The following is a 20151-nucleotide window of genomic DNA, read 5'->3' on the forward strand; positions in this document are numbered from 1 at the left end:
AAAAGATCTGTAATGACGTCGTTTGCACTCGACACCGATGACTGGTTAACTCGCGAAACGCAGTTTGCGGCTTTCGCCACTGGTCCATTGCTGGATTTCTGGCGGCTGCGTGAGGAAGGCGAGTTTAGTGGCGTGGACGATGTGCCAATCCGCTTTGTGCGTTTCCGCTCGCCGCAACATCAACGTGTGGTAGTCATCAGCCCTGGGCGTATCGAAAGTTACGTTAAATATCCAGAAGTTGCCTACGATCTGTTCCGCTCTGGGTTCGATGTGTTGATTATCGATCACCGAGGTCAGGGGCGTTCTGGCCGTTTATTGGCAGATCCCCACCGTGGGCATGTGGTAAACTTTGCTGATTATGTCGACGATTTTGCCACTTTTTACCAGCAAGAAGTCGAATCTTACGGTTATCGGCAGCGTTTTGCGTTGGCGCATTCGATGGGCGGCGCAATCTTGGCGCAGTTCTTGATTCGTCAGCCGCAGGCCTTTGCCGCCGTGGCATTATCTGCACCGATGTTTGGCATTTATTTGCCGATGCCGTATTGGTTGGCGAATCGTATTCTGAACTGGACAGAGCAACGTCCGGCAATACGCGATTATTATGCCGTGGGTACCGGTCAGTGGCGACCACTACCGTATGTGGTCAATGTGTTGACGCACAGCCGTGAGCGTTATCGTCGCACCCAACGCTACTATGCCGATTACCCGGAAATTCGGGTCGGTGGGCCAACTTATCACTGGGTGCGAGAAAGTATTCAGGCTGGGCAGCAGATAGTTGCTCAGGCGGCGAAAATCACTACACCACTATTACTTTTGCAGGCCGGTGAAGATCGGGTGGTTGATAACCGATCCCAGCAGGCTTTTTGTCAGGCATTATCAGACGCGGGGCATCCTTGTGAAGGAGAAAAGCCTTGGGTCATCAGCGGCGCACGCCATGAGATCCTGTTCGAGCGGGACGCAATGCGCGCCGAAGCACTGAACGCAATCCTGCGTTTCTTTGCTCAACACGATACTCAAAATAATTGGAGTGGCATCAAGGCGGCAAGTGAGTGAGTCCCGATGAGCTTACATCAGTAAGTGATTCGGGTGAGCAAACGTAGCCAACGCAGAGGCAGCTTCAAGTATGAAGAGTAAATACCATCAGAGGTTAGAATTTACTGTATGTCCGAATACCACGTCGTTGCTTCCGATTTAGATGGCACCTTGCTGTCTCCCGACCATACCCTGTCCTCATTTGCGAAAGAGACGTTGAAACTGCTGACGAAGAAGGGCGTGCACTTTGTCTTCGCCACCGGGCGTCACCATATCGACGTGGCGCAGATCCGCGATGGCCTCGGTATCAGCGCGTTTATGATTACCTCTAACGGTGCGCGGGTGCATAACAGCGAAGGGGAGTTGATTCTGAGCCATAGCTTAGATCCTGAAATCGCCCGTGAACTTTACAGCATGAAAATCAACGATCCGGACATCTTGACCAACGTCTATCGTAATGATGACTGGTTTATCAGTCGCGAAAGCCCGGAGCAGAACGAGTTCTTCCAGGAATCGGTGTTTAAATATCAGTTGTTTGATGCGAAAACGCTGCCGACCGACGGTGTCTGTAAAGTGTATTTCACCTGTGATGATCATGAAAAGTTGCTGCCGTTAGAAGACGCGATCAATGCGCGCTGGGGTGACAAAGTGAATGCCAGTTTCTCATTCCCAACCTGCTTGGAAGTGATGGCAGGTCATGTGTCGAAAGGCCATGCGCTGGAAGAAGTAGCGAAGCTGATCGGCTATACATTGCAAGACTGCATTGCCTTCGGCGATGGCATGAACGACGTGGAAATGCTGGAAATGGCGGGCAAGGGTTGCATCATGCGCGACGCACATCAGCGCCTGAAAGACAGATTGCCGAAGCTGGATGTGATTGGCTCTAACGCTGACGATGCGGTACCGCATTATCTGCGTGAAATGTTCCTGTAGCCGTTTTAACCTTTTAGTGGTTTCTGCCAATTAGGTGTAATTAGAATTGCCGCAAACGTGCGGTGTTCTATGCAGCAATGATGCTCGGCAATTGAAGGGGCTTAAAGGCGAAGCCCCTTCACCCCGCGCCTGCGCTTACCATCGCCAGCCCGCTACGCGGGTTCCCTCACGGCGCTGCCGTTGTCTGACGGGTCGGCTCAATGAACGTCCATGTTCACATCGCCTCAGCCGCCCCTCCATGGGCGGCTGCCCCTGACAACGGCACCTTGTTCGGCTGTCGATGATGCGCTAAAGGTCAACACCCAAATCTTCAGCCACCGGGCAACCTCATCTTATTAAAAGCAAAACAACTGCTGAGTGGAACTCCGGTGTTGATGCCATTGAAGGCGCCGAACGGAGAAACGGAGCATAGGCAAACGCGCCATGGAGGGCGCGTTTAGGCGAGTTATACATGGACGTATATCGCAGCCGGCCGTGATGCGCAGTGCCGCAGTGAGGGGATTTCGCCTGATGTGGCAAGGGCTCGGGGTGCAGGGGGCGCAGCTCTTGGCGCTCCCTGCTCGGTCGCGGTCGTCCGCGCTACATGGAATTATTTATGTAACGCGACCGAAACTTACACCACATCAGCAAAAATACACGAAGCAGCGCTATTGACCCCCTTACTTATGCTGTCCCTGCTTTTGCAGGAACTGCACACCTTTATCTGGGAAATCGGTAAATACGCCATCAGCATCAGCCTGATTATAAATCGCATCGTATAGCTGATTCACATCGGTGGCATATTTCGGTAAGGCGTCGGCGCGGATGGTAAATGGATGCACCGCCAGTTTATTAGCGTGCGCTTCTTTCACCATATCGGTCAACACCAGTTTCCCCGGTTTGGATTTATCAGCCACGATCAACATGTGGTAATCCGGCCCGATGCCGTCAGCATATTGAGCGATCTGCTTCATTGCTCCCGGTTTGAACATCCAGTCATAGTCATAGTTTACCCAGGTTCCATCGGCTTTCTGCTCGTAGGTTTCGTTCCAGTCGTTGTAGGCAATCAACTGCACCAACTTCAGATCCATCCCCATCTTCGGTTCTAGCTCATTCTTGATGCGTTTCAATTCGTTAGCATCGAAGCATTGCAGGTAAACATTGGAATTCTTATCGGTGTAACCGTACTGTTTCAGCACTTCCAATACCTTGGTGGAAATGTCTTTACCTTCCTGCTTGTGGAACCACGGCGCTTTGATTTCTGGGTAAATGCCGATGTTTTTACCGGTTGAGTGGTTCAAGCCCTGTACGAACTCAATCTCTTCTTGGAAGGTATGTACGCGGAAATCAGACTTACCCATCGGGAAACGACCCGGATAGCTCTGTACTTGCTTGCCGTCTTTAATATCAAAACTTTCGCTGAACTTCAGCGATTTGATTTCTGCTAATGTGAAATCGATGGCGTAGTAGCGACCATCTTTACGGGCACGATCAGGGAAACGTTGGGCAACGTCCGTCACGCGATCCAGATAATGGTCGTGCAACACCACTAATTCGTTGTCCTTGGTCATCACCAGATCTTGCTCGAGGTAGTCTGCACCTTGAGCGTAGGCCATCGCTTTCGCTGGCAAGGTATGTTCAGGTAAGTAGCCGCTGGCACCACGGTGGGCGATGACGACCTTATCTGCCGCCTGTGCTGCGCTGGCCATAGTAGTGGCAAGGATGATCCCGGCTAACAGGGCTTTGACTTGTGTTCGCATGGTATTCTCCATTCCATAAAGTACAGAGGTAATAAAAAGGCCGCAACGCGGCCTTAGACAGAAATAATGCATGATGAATATGGCAATCAACCGCGTTGGCGAGCCACTTCTTCGTGATGTTTCTTTTCGCTGATCATAGTCAGTATCAACAGGATCACCGCTGCGACACAGCCGCCGATCATCACCATGAAACCGCCGTCCCAACCGAAGAAGTCTACGGTGTAACCGACGATGGCGCTGGCCGCGACCGAACCGCCCAGATAACCGAACAGACCGGTGAAGCCTGCTGCAGTACCCGCTGCTTTTTTCGGTGCCAGTTCCAGAGCGTGTAGGCCTATCAACATCACTGGGCCGTAAATCAGGAAGCCGATGACGATCATGCAGGCCATATCGATGCCTGGATTACCGGCTGGGTTCATCCAGTAGACGATGGTGGCGATAGTCACCAACACCATGAAGAACACGCCTGTAGCGCCACGGTTGCCTTTAAAGACTTTGTCCGACATCCAGCCGCACAGCAGGGTGCCCGGAATACCCGCGTACTCGTACAGGAAGTAAGCCCAAGAAGATTTATCCAGCGCGAAGTGTTTCACTTCTTTCAGGTAGGTCGGTGACCAGTCCAAGATGCCGTAACGCAGCAGGTAAACGAATACGTTAGCGAAAGCGATGTACCACAACAGTTTGTTTGGCAGAACGTATTGCATGAAGATCTGCTTAGCCGTCAGTTCTTCTTCTGCTTTTTCGTTGTAATCGTCTGGATAGTCGTTTTTGTACTCTTCAATCGGCGGCAGACCACAGGATTGTGGGGTATCGCGCATCAGACCGAAGGCGATCAGTGCCACTAGAATTGCACCGAAGGCAGGCATATACAGCGCTGCGTGCCAGTCATTAAACCAAGCCATCCCCAGCAGGAACAGTAATGGTGGCAGACCACCACCGACGTTGTGCGCGCAGTTCCATACCGAAACGATACTGCCGCGCTCTTTCTGCGACCACCAGTGCACCATGGTACGACCACAAGGCGGCCAGCCCATACCTTGGAACCAACCACAAATGAACAGCAGCACGAACATCACCGCGATGCTAGAGGTTGCCCAAGGCACGAAGCCCATAAACAACATCACCGCTGCCGCCATAATCAAACCGGCAGGTAGGAAAACGCGTGGGTTGGAACGGTCAGAAACCGAACCCATGATAAATTTGGAAAAACCGTAAGCGATAGAAATACCCGACAGTGCGAAGCCGAGGTCACCACGGCTGAAACCCTGGTCGATCAGGTAAGGCATTGCTAAGGTGAAATTTTTACGCACCAGATAGTAGGCGGCGTAACCGAAAAAGATCCCCATAAAGATTTGCCAGCGCAATTTGCGATAGAGCGGGTCGACCTTATCGACCGGCACACGTGAAATGTGTGCGGCTGGCTTGAAAATACTCAACATTGAGCGCCTCCGATGGCTTTATCTGTGTTCACATCAATGGGGTCATTGATGATTGAGCGGATAGGATATAAATAAGTTTTAGTTATGTTCCATAACGAGCGCCATGCTAGTCAAAAGCCCTGGTTGTCTCTGTGATACATGACGCATTTGTTACATTTTCATGAAACTACGACGAATTTTGAGCGATTCGTTAACGTTATGAAATAGGTAAACAGCAAAAACTCGTGATTTTGATCACATTCATGGGTTTTTGTGGCCATTTTTGTTTTCGTTTTTGGTTCGTTTTTGTTCCTTATCAAACAAAAACCATAATAACTGTGTCCCAATAGGCTCATAACCATGAGGGGCGAGGGTGTGATGAGTAACAATTCACCGGTAACAGAAACGGATGTAATTATTATTGGTGGCGGCGCGACCGGGGCGGGGATTGCTCGTGACTGTGCACGTCGCGGCTTACGCTGTATCTTGTTGGAAAGACACGATATTGCCACCGGTGCAACCGGACGGAACCACGGTTTGCTGCATAGCGGTGCGCGTTATGCGGTGACCGATGGCGAATCGGCGCGTGAATGTATCGAAGAAAACCGTATTCTAAAGCGTATCGCTCATCATTGTATTGAACCTACCGATGGCCTGTTTATCACGTTGCCGCAAGATTCTCTGACCTACCAGCAACAATTTATTGCCTCATGCCAACAAGCCGGTATTGATGCACAAGCGATCGACCCTCAGCTTGCTCTGTGTTTGGAACCCGCCGCTAACCCGACGCTGATTGGTGCAGTACGCGTACCGGATGGCACTGTCGATCCCTTCCGCTTAACTGCCGCCAATATGCTTGATGCTCGCGAACATGGGGCGCAGATCCTGACTTATCATCAAGTCACCGGTTTGCTACGCAGTGGCGATCGCGTCCATGGAGTGAGCGTTTTCGACCATCAGTCCTCACGCCAATATGACATTCATGCACAAATCGTCGTGAACGCCGCCGGTATTTGGGGGCAACAAATCGCCGAATACGCCGATCTGCGCGTACGGATGTTCCCGGCCAAGGGGGCGCTGCTGATCCTTGGCCATCGCATCAACAATATGGTGATTAACCGTTGTCGCAAACCTGCCGACGCTGACATTTTGGTGCCGGGCGATACCATTTCACTGATTGGTACTACTTCCACCCACATTGAATACGACCAAATCGACAACATGGTGGTGACGCCACAAGAAGTGGATATCCTGATCCGCGAAGGCTCGTTGTTGTCTCCGCAGCTTGCGCAAACTCGTATTCTGCGCGCCTACGCAGGGGTGCGCCCACTGGTGGCTAGCGATGACGATCCTTCTGGCCGTAACGTCAGCCGGGGGATTGTACTGCTCGATCACGCCAGCCGAGATGGATTGGAAGGCTTTATCACCATCACTGGCGGTAAGTTGATGACTTACCGTCTGATGGCGGAATGGGCGACTGACAAAGTGTGCGAGAAGTTGGGTATCAACAGCCCTTGTACCACCGCCGAGGAGGCTTTGCCCGGCTCGCGCCAATCGGCGGAGGAAACCGTGCGTAGTGTGGTTTCCTTACCGGCCAGCATTCGCGGTTCTGCGGTGTATCGTCATGGCGATCGCGCCAGTTTAGTACCGGCGGCGGATCGTCTGGATAACAGTCTGGTGTGTGAGTGTGAAGCGGTCACCGCCGGAGAAGTGCGTTATGCGGTGAACTCGCTGACTGTCAACAATCTGATTGATTTACGCCGTCGTACCCGCGTCGGTATGGGAACCTGTCAGGGAGAACTCTGCGCCTGCCGAGCCGCTGGGTTGCTGACGCGTTTTAACGTCACCACACCACAACAATCCATCACTCAACTCTCACACTTCCTCAATGAACGCTGGAAGGGCGTGCGCCCGATCGCTTGGGGCGATGCGTTGCGAGAAAGTGAGTTTACCAGTTGGGTGTATCAAGGGTTATGCGGGCTTGATGCGCGTGGCGATAGCCAGCAGGAGGCAGATGATGCGATTTGATGTGGTAGTGATTGGCGGTGGTTTGGCGGGGCTGAGTTGCGCTATTCGTTTATCCGAATTAGGTAAACGCTGTGCAGTGGTCAGTTCTGGGCAAAGCGCACTCTATTTCTCTTCTGGCTCGCTCGATCTATTGGCGCAATTACCCGATGGCACGCCAGTCGATGAACCCTTGGCGGCATTACCTGCGCTGGCGCAGCAGGCGCCCCAGCATCCTTACAGCTTGATGGGAGCGGCTCAGGTGGCGGCTTTGGCTGGCGAAGCCGAACAGCTACTGCAACGCTGTGGCATGGATATGCAGGGTAGCAGTGAACACAATCATCTCCGAATTACGCCATTGGGAACGCAGCGTGCGACTTGGTTGAGTCCATCGTCGATTCCTGTGGCTCCGCTGCCGTGGCGCAAGATTGCGGTGATCGGCATCGAAGGTTTTCTGGATTTCCAGCCGCCAATGGCGGCCAGCTCGCTGGCGTTAGAACAGGGCGTCGATACCCGCGTGGAGTTACTGCATCTCCCGGTGTTGGATCGGTTGCGTAATAACCCGAGTGAATTTAGGGCAGTGAATATCGCCCGCGTGCTGGATTTGCCGGAGAATGCGTCGGCGATGGCAGAAGAGGTGAAACGTTTGGCGGGAGATGCGGAGGCCATCTTCCTACCCGCTTGTTTAGGTTTGGAAAGTGATGAACCCCTGACCGTATTGCGCACGGCGGTCGATAAACCGATCTGCTTGTTACCGACTTTACCGCCTTCAGTATTAGGAATGCGGTTGCATCAAGCATTGCGTCAGCGACTGCAACAGCTCGGTGGTGTGTTTATGCCGGGAGATACGGTGTTGCGTGCCGACATTGAAAACCATCAAGTGACTGGCTTGTATACCCGTAACCACACCGATATCCCACTGCGAGCACAGCAAGTGGTATTAGCCAGTGGCAGCTTCTTCAGTAATGGGCTGGTGGCCGGGTTTGATGGTATTCGCGAGCCCGTATTGGGTTTGGATGTTTATAGTCGCGACAATCGCGCTGACTGGAGCCGTACCGATCTATTTGCGCCACAACCGTATCTGCAATTTGGTGTGCGCACCGATGAGCAATTGCGGGCGCTGAAACAAGGTGAAGCGTTACACAATCTGTACGCCATCGGTGCTGTCGCGGGTGGTTATGATCCGCTACAGCAAGGCTGTGGCGCGGGAGTTTCCTTGCTTGGCGCATTGCACGTCGCGCAGCAGATCGTGGCGAAAGGAGAACCGCTATGAGCCTGTCAAAAGATAACAGTTTTGAAAACTGCATCAAATGCACCGTCTGTACCACCTATTGCCCGGTCGCCAAAGTGAATCCGCTCTATCCGGGGCCAAAGCAGGCCGGGCCAGACGGTGAACGCCTGCGGTTGAAAGACCCCGCGTTGTATGACGAAGCGCTGAAATACTGCACCAACTGCAAACGTTGCGAAGTGGCTTGCCCGTCAGACGTGAAGATTGGCGACATCATTCAACGTGCTCGTGCCAACTACAGCCAAGGTAAACCGAAGCTGCGCGATGCTATTCTCAGTCATACCGACATTATGGGCACGCTATCGACACCATTCGCCCCGATCGTCAACATGACCACCGGATTGAAACCGGTGCGTAAACTGCTGGATAAAGCACTGAAAATCGACCATCGTCGCGAATTGCCCAAATATTCATTCGGTACTTTCCGCCGCTGGTATCGCGGGCAGGCGGCTAAACAGCAGAGTTACACCGAACAAGTGGCGTTCTTCCACGGTTGCTTCGTTAACTACAACCATCCGCAATTAGGGAAGGATTTAATCAAGGTGTTCAACGCCTTGGACATCGGCGTGCAATTGTTGAAACGCGAGAAATGTTGCGGTGTACCACTGATCGCCAACGGTTTTATCGAACAGGCTAAAAAACAGGCCAAAGTGAATGCGGAATCGCTGCATGATGCAGTGGTAGAGCGCGGCATTCCGGTAGTCGCGACCTCATCGAGCTGTACTTTCACCTTGCGTGATGAATATCCGCATTTGTTAGATGTTGATACCTCGGCAGTGCGTGAACGTGTCGAATTGGCAACGCGTTATCTTTATCGCTTGATCAACCAAGGGCGCATGTTGCCGCTGAAACATACCCCGCTACGCGTGGCTTACCATACGCCGTGTCATATGGAGAAAATGGGCTGGACGGCCTATACGTTGGAGCTACTGCGGCAAATCCCGGGACTGGAGCTGGTGGTGCTGGATTCACAATGTTGCGGTATCGCGGGGACTTACGGCTTCAAGTCGGAAAACTATGAAACCTCACAAGGGATTGGTGCTTCGCTATTTCGTCAGATCGAGGCGAGTGGGGTAGATATGGTGATTACCGATTGCGAAACCTGCAAATGGCAGATTGAGATGTCGACCAGTAAGCGCTGTGAACATCCGATGACATTGCTGGCGCAGGCGTTGGCATAAAATATGGGGCGCTTACCTCGCCCCATCAAGCTTATTTAGCCAGTTTCAAAGAGCCAATAATACTTTCTGCTTCGCTCTGCGACTGCTGTTGGTTATCCGCTGGCAGTGTGACCTGAATGGTCAACATCTTGCTATCCAAGGTACCGATCAGGATCGAGGAGTAAGCCTTCTCGCCGCCGCTGGTGATAATACTATCCAATTGACGTAACGGAACACCACTGATATCAACGGCTTTATTAGTGATCACTTGCAGGTTGGCATCGCGCAGGCGCTGCTGATCCTCCAGACGTTTCCCCAGAGTTTCCAGGTTGTCCGCAGTCTTATCGCCCAGAATCACAATCACCGCACGTTGGCCGGTACTGTCAGCGTAAACGTGCATGTTGTTCGCCTGATTGCCCAGCTTACCGCTTTGGTCTGACATGCCGTTTGGCAAGGTGAATGTCAGTTTTCCGTCCAGCAAGTTGATCTGCTGCCCGGCTTGGGCACTGGCAGCGGCATCACCAGCTGGCGCTGCGTTGTCTTTGGTTGCGTTATCACAGGCCGCAAGGCCAAGCACTAATAGGCTGATACCCATCAATTTTGCTACTTTACGCATCGGGTTTCCTTCTTCCTTCAGGTCGGTTGGCATTAGCGTATCGCAACCTATTACGGGTTGAAATGCAAGGTGCATGTTGTCACAAGGTTTTTTCAAATAATAGCCGATAATCAGCCACTTTAATTCACTTGCAACGGATTACCTTGATGGCGAGTCGCTAGCCGCTTGAGCAGCATGTTCAGCAATACACCGTACATCGGCAGGAAGAACAGCATGCAAATCATTACCTTGAAACTGTAATCCACCAAGGCGATCTCCACCCAGTTGGCAGCCATAAAGGCATCGCTGCTTTTGTAGAAGGCGATAAAGAAGAAAGATAGCGTATCGCTGATATTGCCGAGGAACATCGCAGCCGCAGGGGCTACCCACCAGGCGCTGCGTTGGCGTAAGCGGTTGAAAACGTGTACATCGAGGATTTGCCCCAACACGTAAGCCATAAAGCTGGCGATGGCGATCCGTGCGACAAACAGGTTAAAGCTGCCCAGAGCGGCAAAGCCCTGCCATTCCCCTTGATAGGTCACGGTGGAAATGAGGTAAGAGATCACCAAGGCTGGCACCATCACCGCCAGAATAATTCTGCGTGCTAGCGGAGCACCGAAGATGCGCACCGTCAGATCAGTTGCCAAGAAAATGAATGGGAAGGTAAACGCGCCCCAAGTGGTGTGGAAACCGAAAATGGTGATCGGCAATTGCACCAGATAGTTACTGGAAGTAATGATGGCGATATGGAACAACGATAGCCAAACCAACGCGATGAAGCGCTGTTGTGCGGTAAATAAGTACATAATGTAGCCTTTTTAGTGGTGGGGTGAGGGAACCCAGTATTTCATCTATTTTATACCCAATAGATTTCAAGTTGCAGCTAGGCGGCAAGAATGTGAAGCCCTAGGAGCTTACGCCAGTAAGTGACTAGAGTGAACATTCGCAGCCAACAACGCTGTGGCTTGAAAGATGAAGGGTATACTAGCGGGCGCATGATACGCGTTCACGCAACGCCAATGCAATGGTTAATTTTCACGCAAACGTTAACGCAGGTTGCACAGAAAAACTACCGGCGTAAACTAGTTGCCAATCTGATCCGGTGGCAATTCACCGAACGTTATTGAACGAGAAATAGCATGACCGACATATTTGCTCAGGCCGACCAAACGCTCGATGCGCTGGGTCTGCGCTGTCCTGAACCGGTAATGATGGTGCGTAAAACCGTACGTCATATGGATAACGGTGCCACATTACTGATCATCGCCGATGATCCCGCGACAACCCGTGATATTCCCGGCTTCTGTCGCTTTATGGAACACACGCTGGTAGCGCAGGAAACTGAACAGACTCCTTATCGTTATCTGTTGCGCAAGGGCGTTTGAACGACTTATTTGAATGTCGTAATTCTCTAATAAGATCGTATACTGTTTGTAATCTGTACAATTCATGGAGTGTGAAGATGAGTATATTACTCTCACCTATCGTTTCGGAGTTTGAGACGCAGGAACAAGCGGAAAATTACGAACGTTGGTTCAAGGATAAAGTACAAACCGCGCTTGGGGATACTAGCCCCGGTATTCCGCATGACCAAGTCATGGCTGAAATGGATGCCATTATTGCTGAGGCTGAATCACGCTTGAACAGGTAGGTTCAAAGGTTTGCAATCGAATGGAGTCAAGCCGCACGAAACGATCTGGCAGAAATCATCAAATTTATCGCCAACGATAATCTACAAGCAGCCCGAAGGATTATGAGGTTAATTGAGAGTGCTATTCTTCCTGCGTCTGAGCACCCTTATCTTTTCCGAGCCGGAAGAGTTAGTGGTACACGAGAAGTTATTGCCCATCCCAATTATATTCTGATTTATAAGGTCACTGAGGATAAAATTAGAGTTTTACATGTGCTTCATGCGAGACAACTTTACCCTCAATCTTAATCAACGCTGTTCCAATATCTGCTTAGCATCTTCCGCACGGGCGTGTAGCGCCAAGGTGCTGAAGTCTTGCAAATGGTAATAGTGAGCCGGTTTTGGTAGGCGACGCATTGATTTTCCCGGCCACAGTTGTAACTCTCCCAAACTTGTCAGGGTAAAGCCTTCAACCTGCTGTGGCAGCGCTAAGCGTTGTGGCGCAGCTTTTTCAAACGGTGGCTGGCCGGGCAGGCGATTGTTGCTGGTATCGTAGTTGCGTTTTAGTACCAAAAACTTCTCCGGTACCCGGCGATGGCTGTCCCACCAATCTCCATCAACACCGGTAAATTGCTTTTGTGTCTCGTTAGTTGAAACTGCGCCTAATTGATGCAGCGCTTCTGGCAACAAGCGTTCCATTGCACGGTTGTAATTAGGCACTGAAATTGCCTGGCCTTGCAAAATGGCGTCGACCGCTAGCCGAGCACCTAACAGATTGGAATATAAATCCTCTGGCGAGAAGGCTGAAACCTCTTCTGGGAACCCCGGTATCGACTGATAACCATACCATTGCGCAATCTCATGCCATGCCGCCAATTGAAACGCTAATTCACCCGCCAAATAAGCGGCTAAGGTATAGCGCTGTGCGGCGTCAGAAGGTGGGGTGAAAGCTTTGAGTTGAATACGGCGAACCGCTAATTCTGCGCTGAGATCGATAGACCCATTTTGCCCCAGTTTGGGTAGGATTTGGCTGAATAGGAATAGCGTGTTGTCCGCGGTATCACGCACGTGGGCGATATCAATAAAACCACCGCGGCGAGTATACAATATGCCAACTTGTTCACTGCTTAAGCCGAGTAAATTACTGATGGCACCAAAGGCACTGTCGTTATAGTTGTGCGTTCCTAGATGGTCGGTATCAACCACGTTACCCAATTGATAAAAGGGCACTGGCACGCCCAGAGCTTGAGCTTTTAAATTGAAGCCGAAGGCGCAGCAAGGGCGCAGGCCATCCGGTGGTGGTAATGGGCTGGTGACTGGCCAGACGATACGCGTCGCGCGAGTGGGTAAGGTAGTCAGCGTAGTATCGGGTTGATCGGCTGCCTGTGCCGCGTTCAACAACATTAGGAATCCCAGTGCACAGTAACGTATCAAAAAGCCTCTCCCATCTGAAAATAAAATCCGGCGCTGTTGCGGCCAAAACCTAAATCGAGTCGCACATTCATGCGCGGTTTAAATTCAAAACGATAACCGACACCTACCGTTGGCAACCAATGCCCTTGACCGAGGCAGTCCACATCGTGGCTCATGGTTCCTGTACCTGCCCAAAGTACATAACCGTTACGCCAATCCAGCTTACGGCGGTATTCGATCTGGCTGCTGAAGACGTTGCGATCGCGATAACGTCCCTCGTAGTAGCCGCGCATTCGCTTATCGCTACCGAGCTCAGACATCCGATCCCAGGGGACATCGCCCATGGCTAATCGGTTATAAAAATCCAACGCCAAGACGCTTTTTTCACTCAATGAGTGATAAACATCATAGACCGTTTCTAACGTATCAAAGCGGCTATCGCTACCCAGCTCTGGGGCGAAATGGGTGTAAGTCATGCTGAGATACTGACCACGGCTGGCATTAGCGACGAAATCACGCGAATCGTAACTGAGTGTACCGCTGATACCAGAACTGAGTGAGGATGGCCCGGCACTTTCGGAATTAAGCAGGCTGCTATCACCGCCTTCGGGGTCTTTAGCGTGGGTCGATGAGAAATCCCAACCTATTCCGGCATAGGTCGAGTTGGCGATACGATAGAGCAACACAGGCGCTACTTTTAAGGCCTGTTGGGTGTACTTTTCTTTATTACTGTCGTTCAGTCCGGCTTGAAAACCGGTGCCCCAGTAATAGGTGGGCATATTGTTCATCGAGCCGGTAGCGAAGAAACGCCACTGGTCGTTGTCAAAAAAACTGTAGTTATTGAAACCGACACCGAAGGCTCCAGTGGTACTGACAAACCCCGACAGTGTCAGGGTGGAGTTTTGGCTGACGGTATCATTTTTATCCGGTCGGTACATACCGACGACGGCGGTGCCAATACCTAACCCGAGTTCTGGGGTGAAGAAGGGCCCCGGCAGTACGCCCCAGTCGATACCTTTGCTGCTATCGAATTGGTTATCGCCGCCGAGTTTGTCCATCATGTTGTCGATTTCTTGGCGAGTCGGCAATTCTGCGTGAGCCAAAGAGGGGGCTGCCAGCAGAATAACAGGCAGCCAACGAAGGCATTTTTTCATCAGAAGCGATATTCACCAGAAACGAAGAAGCTGTTTCGTTCGGCGAAGCCAAACTCGGTTAACAGATTGAAGTTTTTGGTGATTTCATATTGTGCGCCGACGATCACGTTCCAAGGGGATTGTAGATGTTGTTTCACGTCGAAACGGCCTTCGCCATTATTATTGGCGATCGCGATCAGATTTTGCAGTTCAGCAGGCATCTGTAAATCAGACAGATTGCCTTTGAATTCCTGTTGTACGTCCTGATACATGCTGCCAACCCACAAATTCAGGTTGGTTTGGCCGTTCACTCCCGGCACTTTAAAGCGATAGCCTACACGTGGTGATACTGTGAGTGCGGCGATTTTCCCGTCGAGAATGTCGAAATCGGTGCGCGTGTAGTTGGTATCGAGCAAGGTAAACCAGTTACCGTAACCCCCCGCCAACGTGAAACCGGCCCCGTAAGTCATCCCTTTGAAATCAAGTTTGAAATCCAGATCTTTCAGCGTGCCGTTTTGGTTCATCTGATGAACGGCACCGGCGATAATCCGATCCAGTCCGTTATATTTGCTCGGATCGGCGTCAACAGAAACCTGAGAGACCGAACTCCCTTTGGTATAACCCACGATGCCGTAGAGATTAAGGAATGGTAGTACCCAACCATCAAAGCGTAACGTTTCGGTTTCGCTTTTTTCACGGGTGTTACCCACGTCGATATTAAATAGATCGGAAGGAATAGGATGATTCCCCACTGCAAGGCCGGAAAAACCGATGCTATCGACATCAATATTCTGGCGCATATTCATATAGCCGATATTTACGCCGAAGGGTTCTGGTAATTCATAACCCCGCGCGCGTGCTTCATCGCCCCAGATCGGCAATACACGATGTTCTGGTTTTGGTGTCGGTTTGGTGGTCGTGGTTTGACTGGCTGCGGGTAACGCGCCTTGGGTAAATAAAGGTTTGTCAGCCTGATCAATCAGTTGTGCCGTAGTTTCCGCATCAGATGGTTGCGCCATTGCCAGAGAAGAAAATAAAGTGACGGGAAGCAGAGGCCATGTTTTGTAATTTAAGAGTTTCATTATTCCAGACCGTTAATGCGGAGATAAAGGCAAGGTGATGCCGATAATTCAATTGGTTGCGAGAATATAATAAAACCTTTTTATTGATGGCGCATTAAATGCCTCGCACTGACTCCTGTGAGTATGGAGCCAGTGCGGGCAATCTGCCAAATTATTGACGTTTTTTCAGTAATCGTAGTGCGTTAGCGGTGACTAATGCGGTGGCACCGGAGTCGGCCAGTACCGCTAGCCACAATCCGGTCAACCCTAACAGAGTGGTTATCAAGAAAATACCTTTCAAACCTAGGGCGATGGTGATGTTCTGACGGATGTTAGCGTGAGTGGCGCGTGAAATACGGATCATCTCTGCGACGCCCAGCAAGCGGTTATGCGTTAAGGCGGCGTCGGCAGTTTCCAGTGCCACATCGGTGCCGCTGCCCATCGCAATACCAATGCTGGAGGCCTTCATTGCTGGGGCGTCGTTAATACCGTCGCCAATCATCGCCGTTGGGCGTAATTCGCTGAGTTCAGTGACGGCTTTGACCTTGTCTTCCGGCAACAGACCGGCGCGATAATCCAACCCTAGCTCATTGGCAATTGCGGCTGCGGCACGCGGGTTATCACCGGTTAACATTACCCCTTTAATACCCAGTTGATTCAGCTCGATAATGGCCTGTTTGGCATCGCTACGCAGCGTATCACGTAGCGCCAGAAGACCGATTGGAGCGTTATCTTCCAACACCACGACGGCAGTTTTACCGGCGTTTTCTAACGCAACGACACGATCCTGCCATTCATTATCCAACTGATTTTCCGCCAGTTTGCTGGGGGAGCTAATCAGAATGGTTTTTCCATCGACCACACCTTCTACACCGACACCGGCCAGAGCGCGGCGATTCTGCGCCAACGGCAACTCTTCACCGTTTTGGCCGGCACGATTGATAATCGCCTGCGCCAATGGGTGGTGGGAGCCTGCTTCTACTGCTGCCGCAATGGTCAATAGCTGTTGTTCGCTAATGCCGTTAATCGGCAGTACATCGGTAACGGTCGGTTTGCCTTCTGTCAGCGTACCGGTTTTATCGAAGGCGATAGTTTGCACTTGACCAAGTTGTTCTAGTGCCGCACCACCTTTAATCAGCGCGCCACGGCGTGTCGCTGCCGCCAAACCGGAGGTGATAGCCGCTGGAGTGGAGATAACCAAAGCACATGGACAACCAATCAACAGCAAGGTCAGGCCACGATAGACCCAAGTATCCCAAGGTTGTGCGAACATCAGTGGTGGAACCAAGATCACGGCAACCGCCAACAGCATGATCGCCGGGGTGTAATAGCGGCTGAAACGGTCGAGGAATCGTTCAATCGGCGCACGACGTTCTTCTGCTTCTTCAATCAGTTGCAGGATGCGGTCGATGGCGTTCTTACCCGGTTCGGAGACCACTTTCATCTGCGCAGCCTGATCGACTGACAAACTCCCCGCAGCGACTTTCTCGCCTTGCTGACGTTCAACCGGTACTGATTCGCCGGTGAGTGCGCTTTCATCAAAGCTGGCGAACGGATTGATCAACTCGGCATCGGCCGGTAGGCGACCGCCGGGAGCTATCTCGATAACGTCGCCGGGCATTAAGCTGGAAACCGGCACGCGTTTACGCTGATTACCGCTGATCAGCAAAGCATCTTCGGGCACCAGCTCCATCAGCGCGGTGACGCCACGGCGAGCGCGGTTGGCGGCGTAGGACTCCAGCAATTCCCCGACCATAAACAGCAGCAATACCATCGCGGCTTCGGCGGTAGCACCGATAAATAGTGCACCGATGGCGGCGACACTCATCAGGGTTTCAATAGCGAATGGCGTACCTGAACGGATCAAGCGTAGAGATTTACGGGCAACGGGTGCCAAACCGACCAAGGTGGTGGCGATAAAAGCGATACGGCCCAGATCGGGGGAGAAATAATCCAGAACCCAGCTGAATATCATTAACCCAGTTAATAGCAACAGTGGGCCAAACTCACCAAAACGTGAGGGCTTGGGTTCATTGGCTGGACTAGCTTGGGTTCCGAGCAGGGTAAAGCCGACTTGTTTTACCGCATCTTGCACGCGTTGGCTGATGTCCGATTGGGCATCCACCACCAGTTTTTCGGTGGCGAACAGCACTCGAGCGCTTTCTACTCCGGGAATGGCAATAACGGCATTTTCAATTTTCTTGGCACAACTTGGGCAATCCATGCCGGTCACTTTCCAGCTAAAACGTTGACTACCGGAAGGGGGCGCGGTGGTTGAGCTGTCGCTTTCCTCATCTGGATCGTTGGCGCTTTCGTTACTACAGCAACTGGCTTCGTGAGCTGGTTGATGGTCAGTGGTTTGATTTTCTGTCGTATTTGTTACTTCACTGCAGCAACCGTGTTGGGTTTTAGCATGGCTATGATTGCTACCGCAGCTGCCTTCGGTATGGCTATGTTCTTGATGATTATGTTCTTTGTGGTTATGCATAACGCCCCCTTTTGGCGGTTATTAATGTGCATTAAGCAAATCCTACACCTTGGAGTTGACTCCAGAGTCAATGGAAAGGTGATAATCATTGTTAACGGAAGAGGGCAGAGGAAATAAGTCAACGGGTTCGATAGCCGAACCCGTTACAACTTACAGATATAGCGAACGCACGATCAGGAAGTGACCGGCGAAATAACAAAAAGCAACGACGGCATCTGCCGCTTTGAAGGTGAAGCGGTAGCGGTTGAGTAACCACACCACATTAGCTAACAGTAATAACGAAGTCCCGATCAGCAGCGAGAAACCAAAGTCGGTGCTGCGCAGGAAGTATTGTTCCCCCGCCAACCATACCATCAGCAGTGTCATCGCGACGTAAGTGGCGATTGGCCAACGCATATCTTCCAATCGGGTCCAAATCGTCATCAGCAACAAGGCACCGATGATCAGTAACGCTAAAGGCAATGGCCAGAACAGGCTGAACGTCATCTGGCTGGCAAAACTCAGCGTATACAGCAAATGCGATAGGAAAAATGCGCCAACGGCGTACAGCATCCGCTCACGTGTCAGTAGTAATAGTGTGTCGCCAATCAGTGTTGCTAACAGGCCAAGAACGATCAAATAACCCGCTGCGCCCAGCACTGGCGCTTGCCAGGCCAGTAATAAGAGCAGTAGCAGCGTTACCGGTTTGAATACCCAACGTTGCCAACGTGGTCCACGGTAAGAGGCATCGACGAACAGCCAACCGGAAAAAAATACGGCAAGAAACGGCCAACTCATTATCTTTTCCTTATTTCAAATAGGAATAAATGTCACCAATGTCACTTCTTCAGTATGCTATGTTTACGCTGTTTTCACCACGAAGGGAATGGGAATTAAGATGAGTAAGCCACCACTATTTTTTATTGCCGTCGTGGTATTGATTGTCGTATTGGCGACCCACCGATTTTTTACCCAGCGTAAACAAGAAGCGGAAAACGATCGTCAACCGGTACGTGTGACACAGGTGGAGGTCAAAGAAAAACGCGCAACGCCATCGACCCAGTTCCGTTCTCGCCAACGTGAAGAAATGGTGAATGAACCGATGCGTTATGAAGTGGTGTTCCATCCGCTGCGGGGCGGTGAGGACATCACCGTGCAGTTGCAACAAAAACAGTTTAACTCGATCGAACAAGGCGCGCAGGGCATGCTGAGTATGCAGGGTACGCGCTTTGTTACTTTTACGCCGCAGGTGAAATAGTTACTTTCTCTTGATTGGCGGTTGTTTCTTCTGCCAAGCGAGCAGTTCAAATACACCAAAGATAAAAATCTTCGCTTCCTGCATCCGGCTGATCGGTTGGTCTTTCGGCTGAGTAGATTTCAGCAACACCAGTTGCAGCGCGTGCATCACCACCATAAAGAACAGTGCTACATCGATGAAGTATTTCAACGGTTTAGGGAATGGGTGGAACAGGTTGGTGAGCAAAAAGCCCCATACGCATAACATCAACAGACGACCAAAATTAATCAACATTGTCGGTTTCTCCTTTACCTGTACGAATATAAAGACGATAAGCCACTTGTCCGGCGACTTTTTCGCGGTGTAGCGTCCAGTTTGGTGGCACATCGGCGGCGGCACTTTCCGCTTCCGTTTCTACATACACCCAGGCTTCATCCGCCAACCAGCCTCGTTGCTCCAGCAGTTGAACAGTTTCCGCCATCAACCCCTTACGAAACGGGGGATCGAGAAACACCACATCGAACGGTTCTCCACTTCCTGCCAACCAATTCAGCGTATTGGTATTGAGCACTTGTCCATTGCCTTTTAACAACGCCAAATTCTTTTCCAACTGTTGTGCGACGGCGCGTTCAAACTCCAGCAGTGTGGCACTACCTGCGTAACGTGACAGCGCTTCCAGCCCCAATGCGCCGCTACCGGCGAAACAGTCTAGGCAACGCGCACCTTGAATCACCGGAGCTAGCCAGTTGAATAAGGTTTCGCGCACGCGATCGGTGGTTGGGCGTAGTCCTGGGCTGTTCGGCACTGGGAGCTTACGTCCGCGCCATTGCCCGCCAATAATGCGGATTTGTCCAGTGGAGGCCTGCGGCGGTTTTTTCCCTGCTGCCCGGGACGGTATTTTTGTCATAGCGTGGCTTAGTGTACTTCGAGGTGAATGAAAGGTTATTCCTATTTTACCGACGCGTATAGGAACGGCAAAATTTTGTTGCGGGATTTCCTGATGTAAAGCCTGTCGGATGCGTGTTGCTGTGCACGGGAAAG

General features: G+C 51.4%; 21 protein-coding genes. 10 read left to right on the forward strand and 11 right to left on the reverse strand.

From position 1 onward, the window contains the following. Positions 1–12: 12 nt before the first annotated feature. Both pldB and yigL read left to right on the forward strand, forming a co-directional pair. The gene (gene pldB / locus AC3ISQ_RS00750; protein WP_489350100.1) at positions 13–1053 is read left to right on the forward strand and encodes a lysophospholipase L2; all 1041 of its coding nucleotides are present in this window, start codon (positions 13–15) and stop codon (positions 1051–1053) included. Between the two features lie 108 nt (positions 1054–1161). Then, entirely contained in the window at positions 1162–1965 is an 804-nt protein-coding gene (gene yigL / locus AC3ISQ_RS00755; RefSeq protein ID WP_489350101.1) for a sugar/pyridoxal phosphate phosphatase YigL, read from the forward strand. A 659-nt stretch (positions 1966–2624) separates the two neighbouring features. On the opposite strand, the gene glpQ is transcribed toward yigL, so the two are convergent. After that, positions 2625–3704 (reverse strand): glycerophosphodiester phosphodiesterase, encoded by a 1080-nt coding sequence (glpQ, locus tag AC3ISQ_RS00760; protein ID WP_489350102.1) that lies wholly within the window; start codon positions 3702–3704, stop codon positions 2625–2627. 86 nt (positions 3705–3790) lie between these two features. Further along, positions 3791–5143, reverse strand: coding sequence for a glycerol-3-phosphate transporter (glpT, locus tag AC3ISQ_RS00765; protein WP_489350103.1), 1353 nt, complete (start codon positions 5141–5143; stop codon positions 3791–3793). 357 nt (positions 5144–5500) lie between these two features. Here glpT and glpA point away from each other — a divergent pair, with 357 nt between their 5' ends. The 3 genes from glpA to glpC are packed head-to-tail and all read left to right on the forward strand — an operon-like array spanning position 5501 to position 9595. Further along, positions 5501–7150: an anaerobic glycerol-3-phosphate dehydrogenase subunit A gene (glpA, locus tag AC3ISQ_RS00770; protein WP_489350104.1), complete on the forward strand. Its 1650-nt coding sequence runs from the start codon at positions 5501–5503 to the stop codon at positions 7148–7150. Next, on the forward strand, positions 7140–8399 hold the full coding sequence (gene glpB / locus AC3ISQ_RS00775) for a glycerol-3-phosphate dehydrogenase subunit GlpB (protein WP_489353077.1): 1260 nt from the start codon (positions 7140–7142) through the stop codon (positions 8397–8399). The genes glpA and glpB overlap by 11 nt, the downstream gene beginning before the upstream one ends. Beyond that, entirely contained in the window at positions 8396–9595 is a 1200-nt protein-coding gene (glpC, locus tag AC3ISQ_RS00780) for an anaerobic glycerol-3-phosphate dehydrogenase subunit GlpC (protein WP_489350105.1), read from the forward strand. Before glpB ends, glpC begins: the two co-directional genes overlap by 4 nt. Before the next feature lie 31 nt (positions 9596–9626). Here glpC and AC3ISQ_RS00785 read toward each other — a convergent pair whose 3' ends face one another. Both AC3ISQ_RS00785 and AC3ISQ_RS00790 read right to left on the reverse strand, forming a co-directional pair. Further along, a complete protein-coding gene (locus tag AC3ISQ_RS00785) occupies positions 9627–10190 on the reverse strand; it encodes a DcrB family lipoprotein (RefSeq protein WP_489350106.1) in 564 nt (187 codons plus the stop codon). Between the two features lie 119 nt (positions 10191–10309). After that, positions 10310–10975 (reverse strand): 7-cyano-7-deazaguanine/7-aminomethyl-7-deazaguanine transporter, encoded by a 666-nt coding sequence (locus tag AC3ISQ_RS00790; protein ID WP_489350107.1) that lies wholly within the window; start codon positions 10973–10975, stop codon positions 10310–10312. Between the two features lie 120 nt (positions 10976–11095). Here AC3ISQ_RS00790 and AC3ISQ_RS00795 point away from each other — a divergent pair, with 120 nt between their 5' ends. From AC3ISQ_RS00795 to AC3ISQ_RS00810, 4 genes are all read left to right on the forward strand, one after another. Next, positions 11096–11296, forward strand: coding sequence for a hypothetical protein (locus AC3ISQ_RS00795; protein ID WP_489350108.1), 201 nt, complete (start codon positions 11096–11098; stop codon positions 11294–11296). A 12-nt stretch (positions 11297–11308) separates the two neighbouring features. Beyond that, positions 11309–11554, forward strand: coding sequence for a sulfurtransferase TusA (gene tusA / locus AC3ISQ_RS00800; protein WP_489350109.1), 246 nt, complete (start codon positions 11309–11311; stop codon positions 11552–11554). Between the two features lie 77 nt (positions 11555–11631). Beyond that, positions 11632–11820 (forward strand): type II toxin-antitoxin system RelB family antitoxin, encoded by a 189-nt coding sequence (gene relB / locus AC3ISQ_RS00805; RefSeq protein ID WP_489350110.1) that lies wholly within the window; start codon positions 11632–11634, stop codon positions 11818–11820. 66 nt (positions 11821–11886) lie between these two features. Further along, positions 11887–12108 carry a type II toxin-antitoxin system RelE/ParE family toxin gene (locus AC3ISQ_RS00810; RefSeq protein ID WP_489353079.1) on the forward strand — a complete coding sequence of 74 codons (222 nt, stop codon included), beginning with the start codon at positions 11887–11889 and terminating at the stop codon, positions 12106–12108. Here AC3ISQ_RS00810 and AC3ISQ_RS00815 read toward each other — a convergent pair whose 3' ends face one another. From AC3ISQ_RS00815 to AC3ISQ_RS00835, 5 genes are all read right to left on the reverse strand, one after another. Further along, on the reverse strand, positions 12109–13203 hold the full coding sequence (locus AC3ISQ_RS00815; protein ID WP_489350111.1) for a DUF4056 domain-containing protein: 1095 nt from the start codon (positions 13201–13203) through the stop codon (positions 12109–12111). A gap of 26 nt (positions 13204–13229) precedes the next feature. After that, positions 13230–14366, reverse strand: coding sequence for a BamA/TamA family outer membrane protein (locus AC3ISQ_RS00820; RefSeq protein ID WP_489350112.1), 1137 nt, complete (start codon positions 14364–14366; stop codon positions 13230–13232). Then, the gene (locus tag AC3ISQ_RS00825) at positions 14366–15427 is read right to left on the reverse strand and encodes a hypothetical protein (protein WP_489350113.1); all 1062 of its coding nucleotides are present in this window, start codon (positions 15425–15427) and stop codon (positions 14366–14368) included. Before AC3ISQ_RS00825 ends, AC3ISQ_RS00820 begins: the two co-directional genes overlap by 1 nt. Positions 15428–15578: 151 nt before the next feature. After that, entirely contained in the window at positions 15579–17894 is a 2316-nt protein-coding gene (locus tag AC3ISQ_RS00830; RefSeq protein WP_489350114.1) for a zinc/cadmium/mercury/lead-transporting ATPase, read from the reverse strand. Positions 17895–18044: 150 nt separating this feature from the next. Continuing rightward, positions 18045–18671: a lysoplasmalogenase gene (locus tag AC3ISQ_RS00835; RefSeq protein ID WP_489350115.1), complete on the reverse strand. Its 627-nt coding sequence runs from the start codon at positions 18669–18671 to the stop codon at positions 18045–18047. A 100-nt stretch (positions 18672–18771) separates the two neighbouring features. Between AC3ISQ_RS00835 and AC3ISQ_RS00840 the strand changes: the two genes are divergently transcribed. Continuing rightward, positions 18772–19131 carry a DUF2500 domain-containing protein gene (locus AC3ISQ_RS00840; RefSeq protein ID WP_489350116.1) on the forward strand — a complete coding sequence of 120 codons (360 nt, stop codon included), beginning with the start codon at positions 18772–18774 and terminating at the stop codon, positions 19129–19131. Here AC3ISQ_RS00840 and AC3ISQ_RS00845 read toward each other — a convergent pair whose 3' ends face one another. Together AC3ISQ_RS00845 and rsmD are read right to left on the reverse strand one after the other, a co-directional pair. Further along, complete coding sequence (locus AC3ISQ_RS00845; RefSeq protein WP_489350117.1) at positions 19132–19404, reverse strand: DUF1145 family protein; 273 nt, start codon at positions 19402–19404, stop codon at positions 19132–19134. Then, on the reverse strand, positions 19394–20017 hold the full coding sequence (gene rsmD, locus AC3ISQ_RS00850) for a 16S rRNA (guanine(966)-N(2))-methyltransferase (protein WP_489350118.1): 624 nt from the start codon (positions 20015–20017) through the stop codon (positions 19394–19396). The genes AC3ISQ_RS00845 and rsmD overlap by 11 nt, the downstream gene beginning before the upstream one ends. Positions 20018–20151 lie beyond the last annotated feature (134 nt).

The organism is Serratia sp. KH_031 (assembly GCF_057839655.1).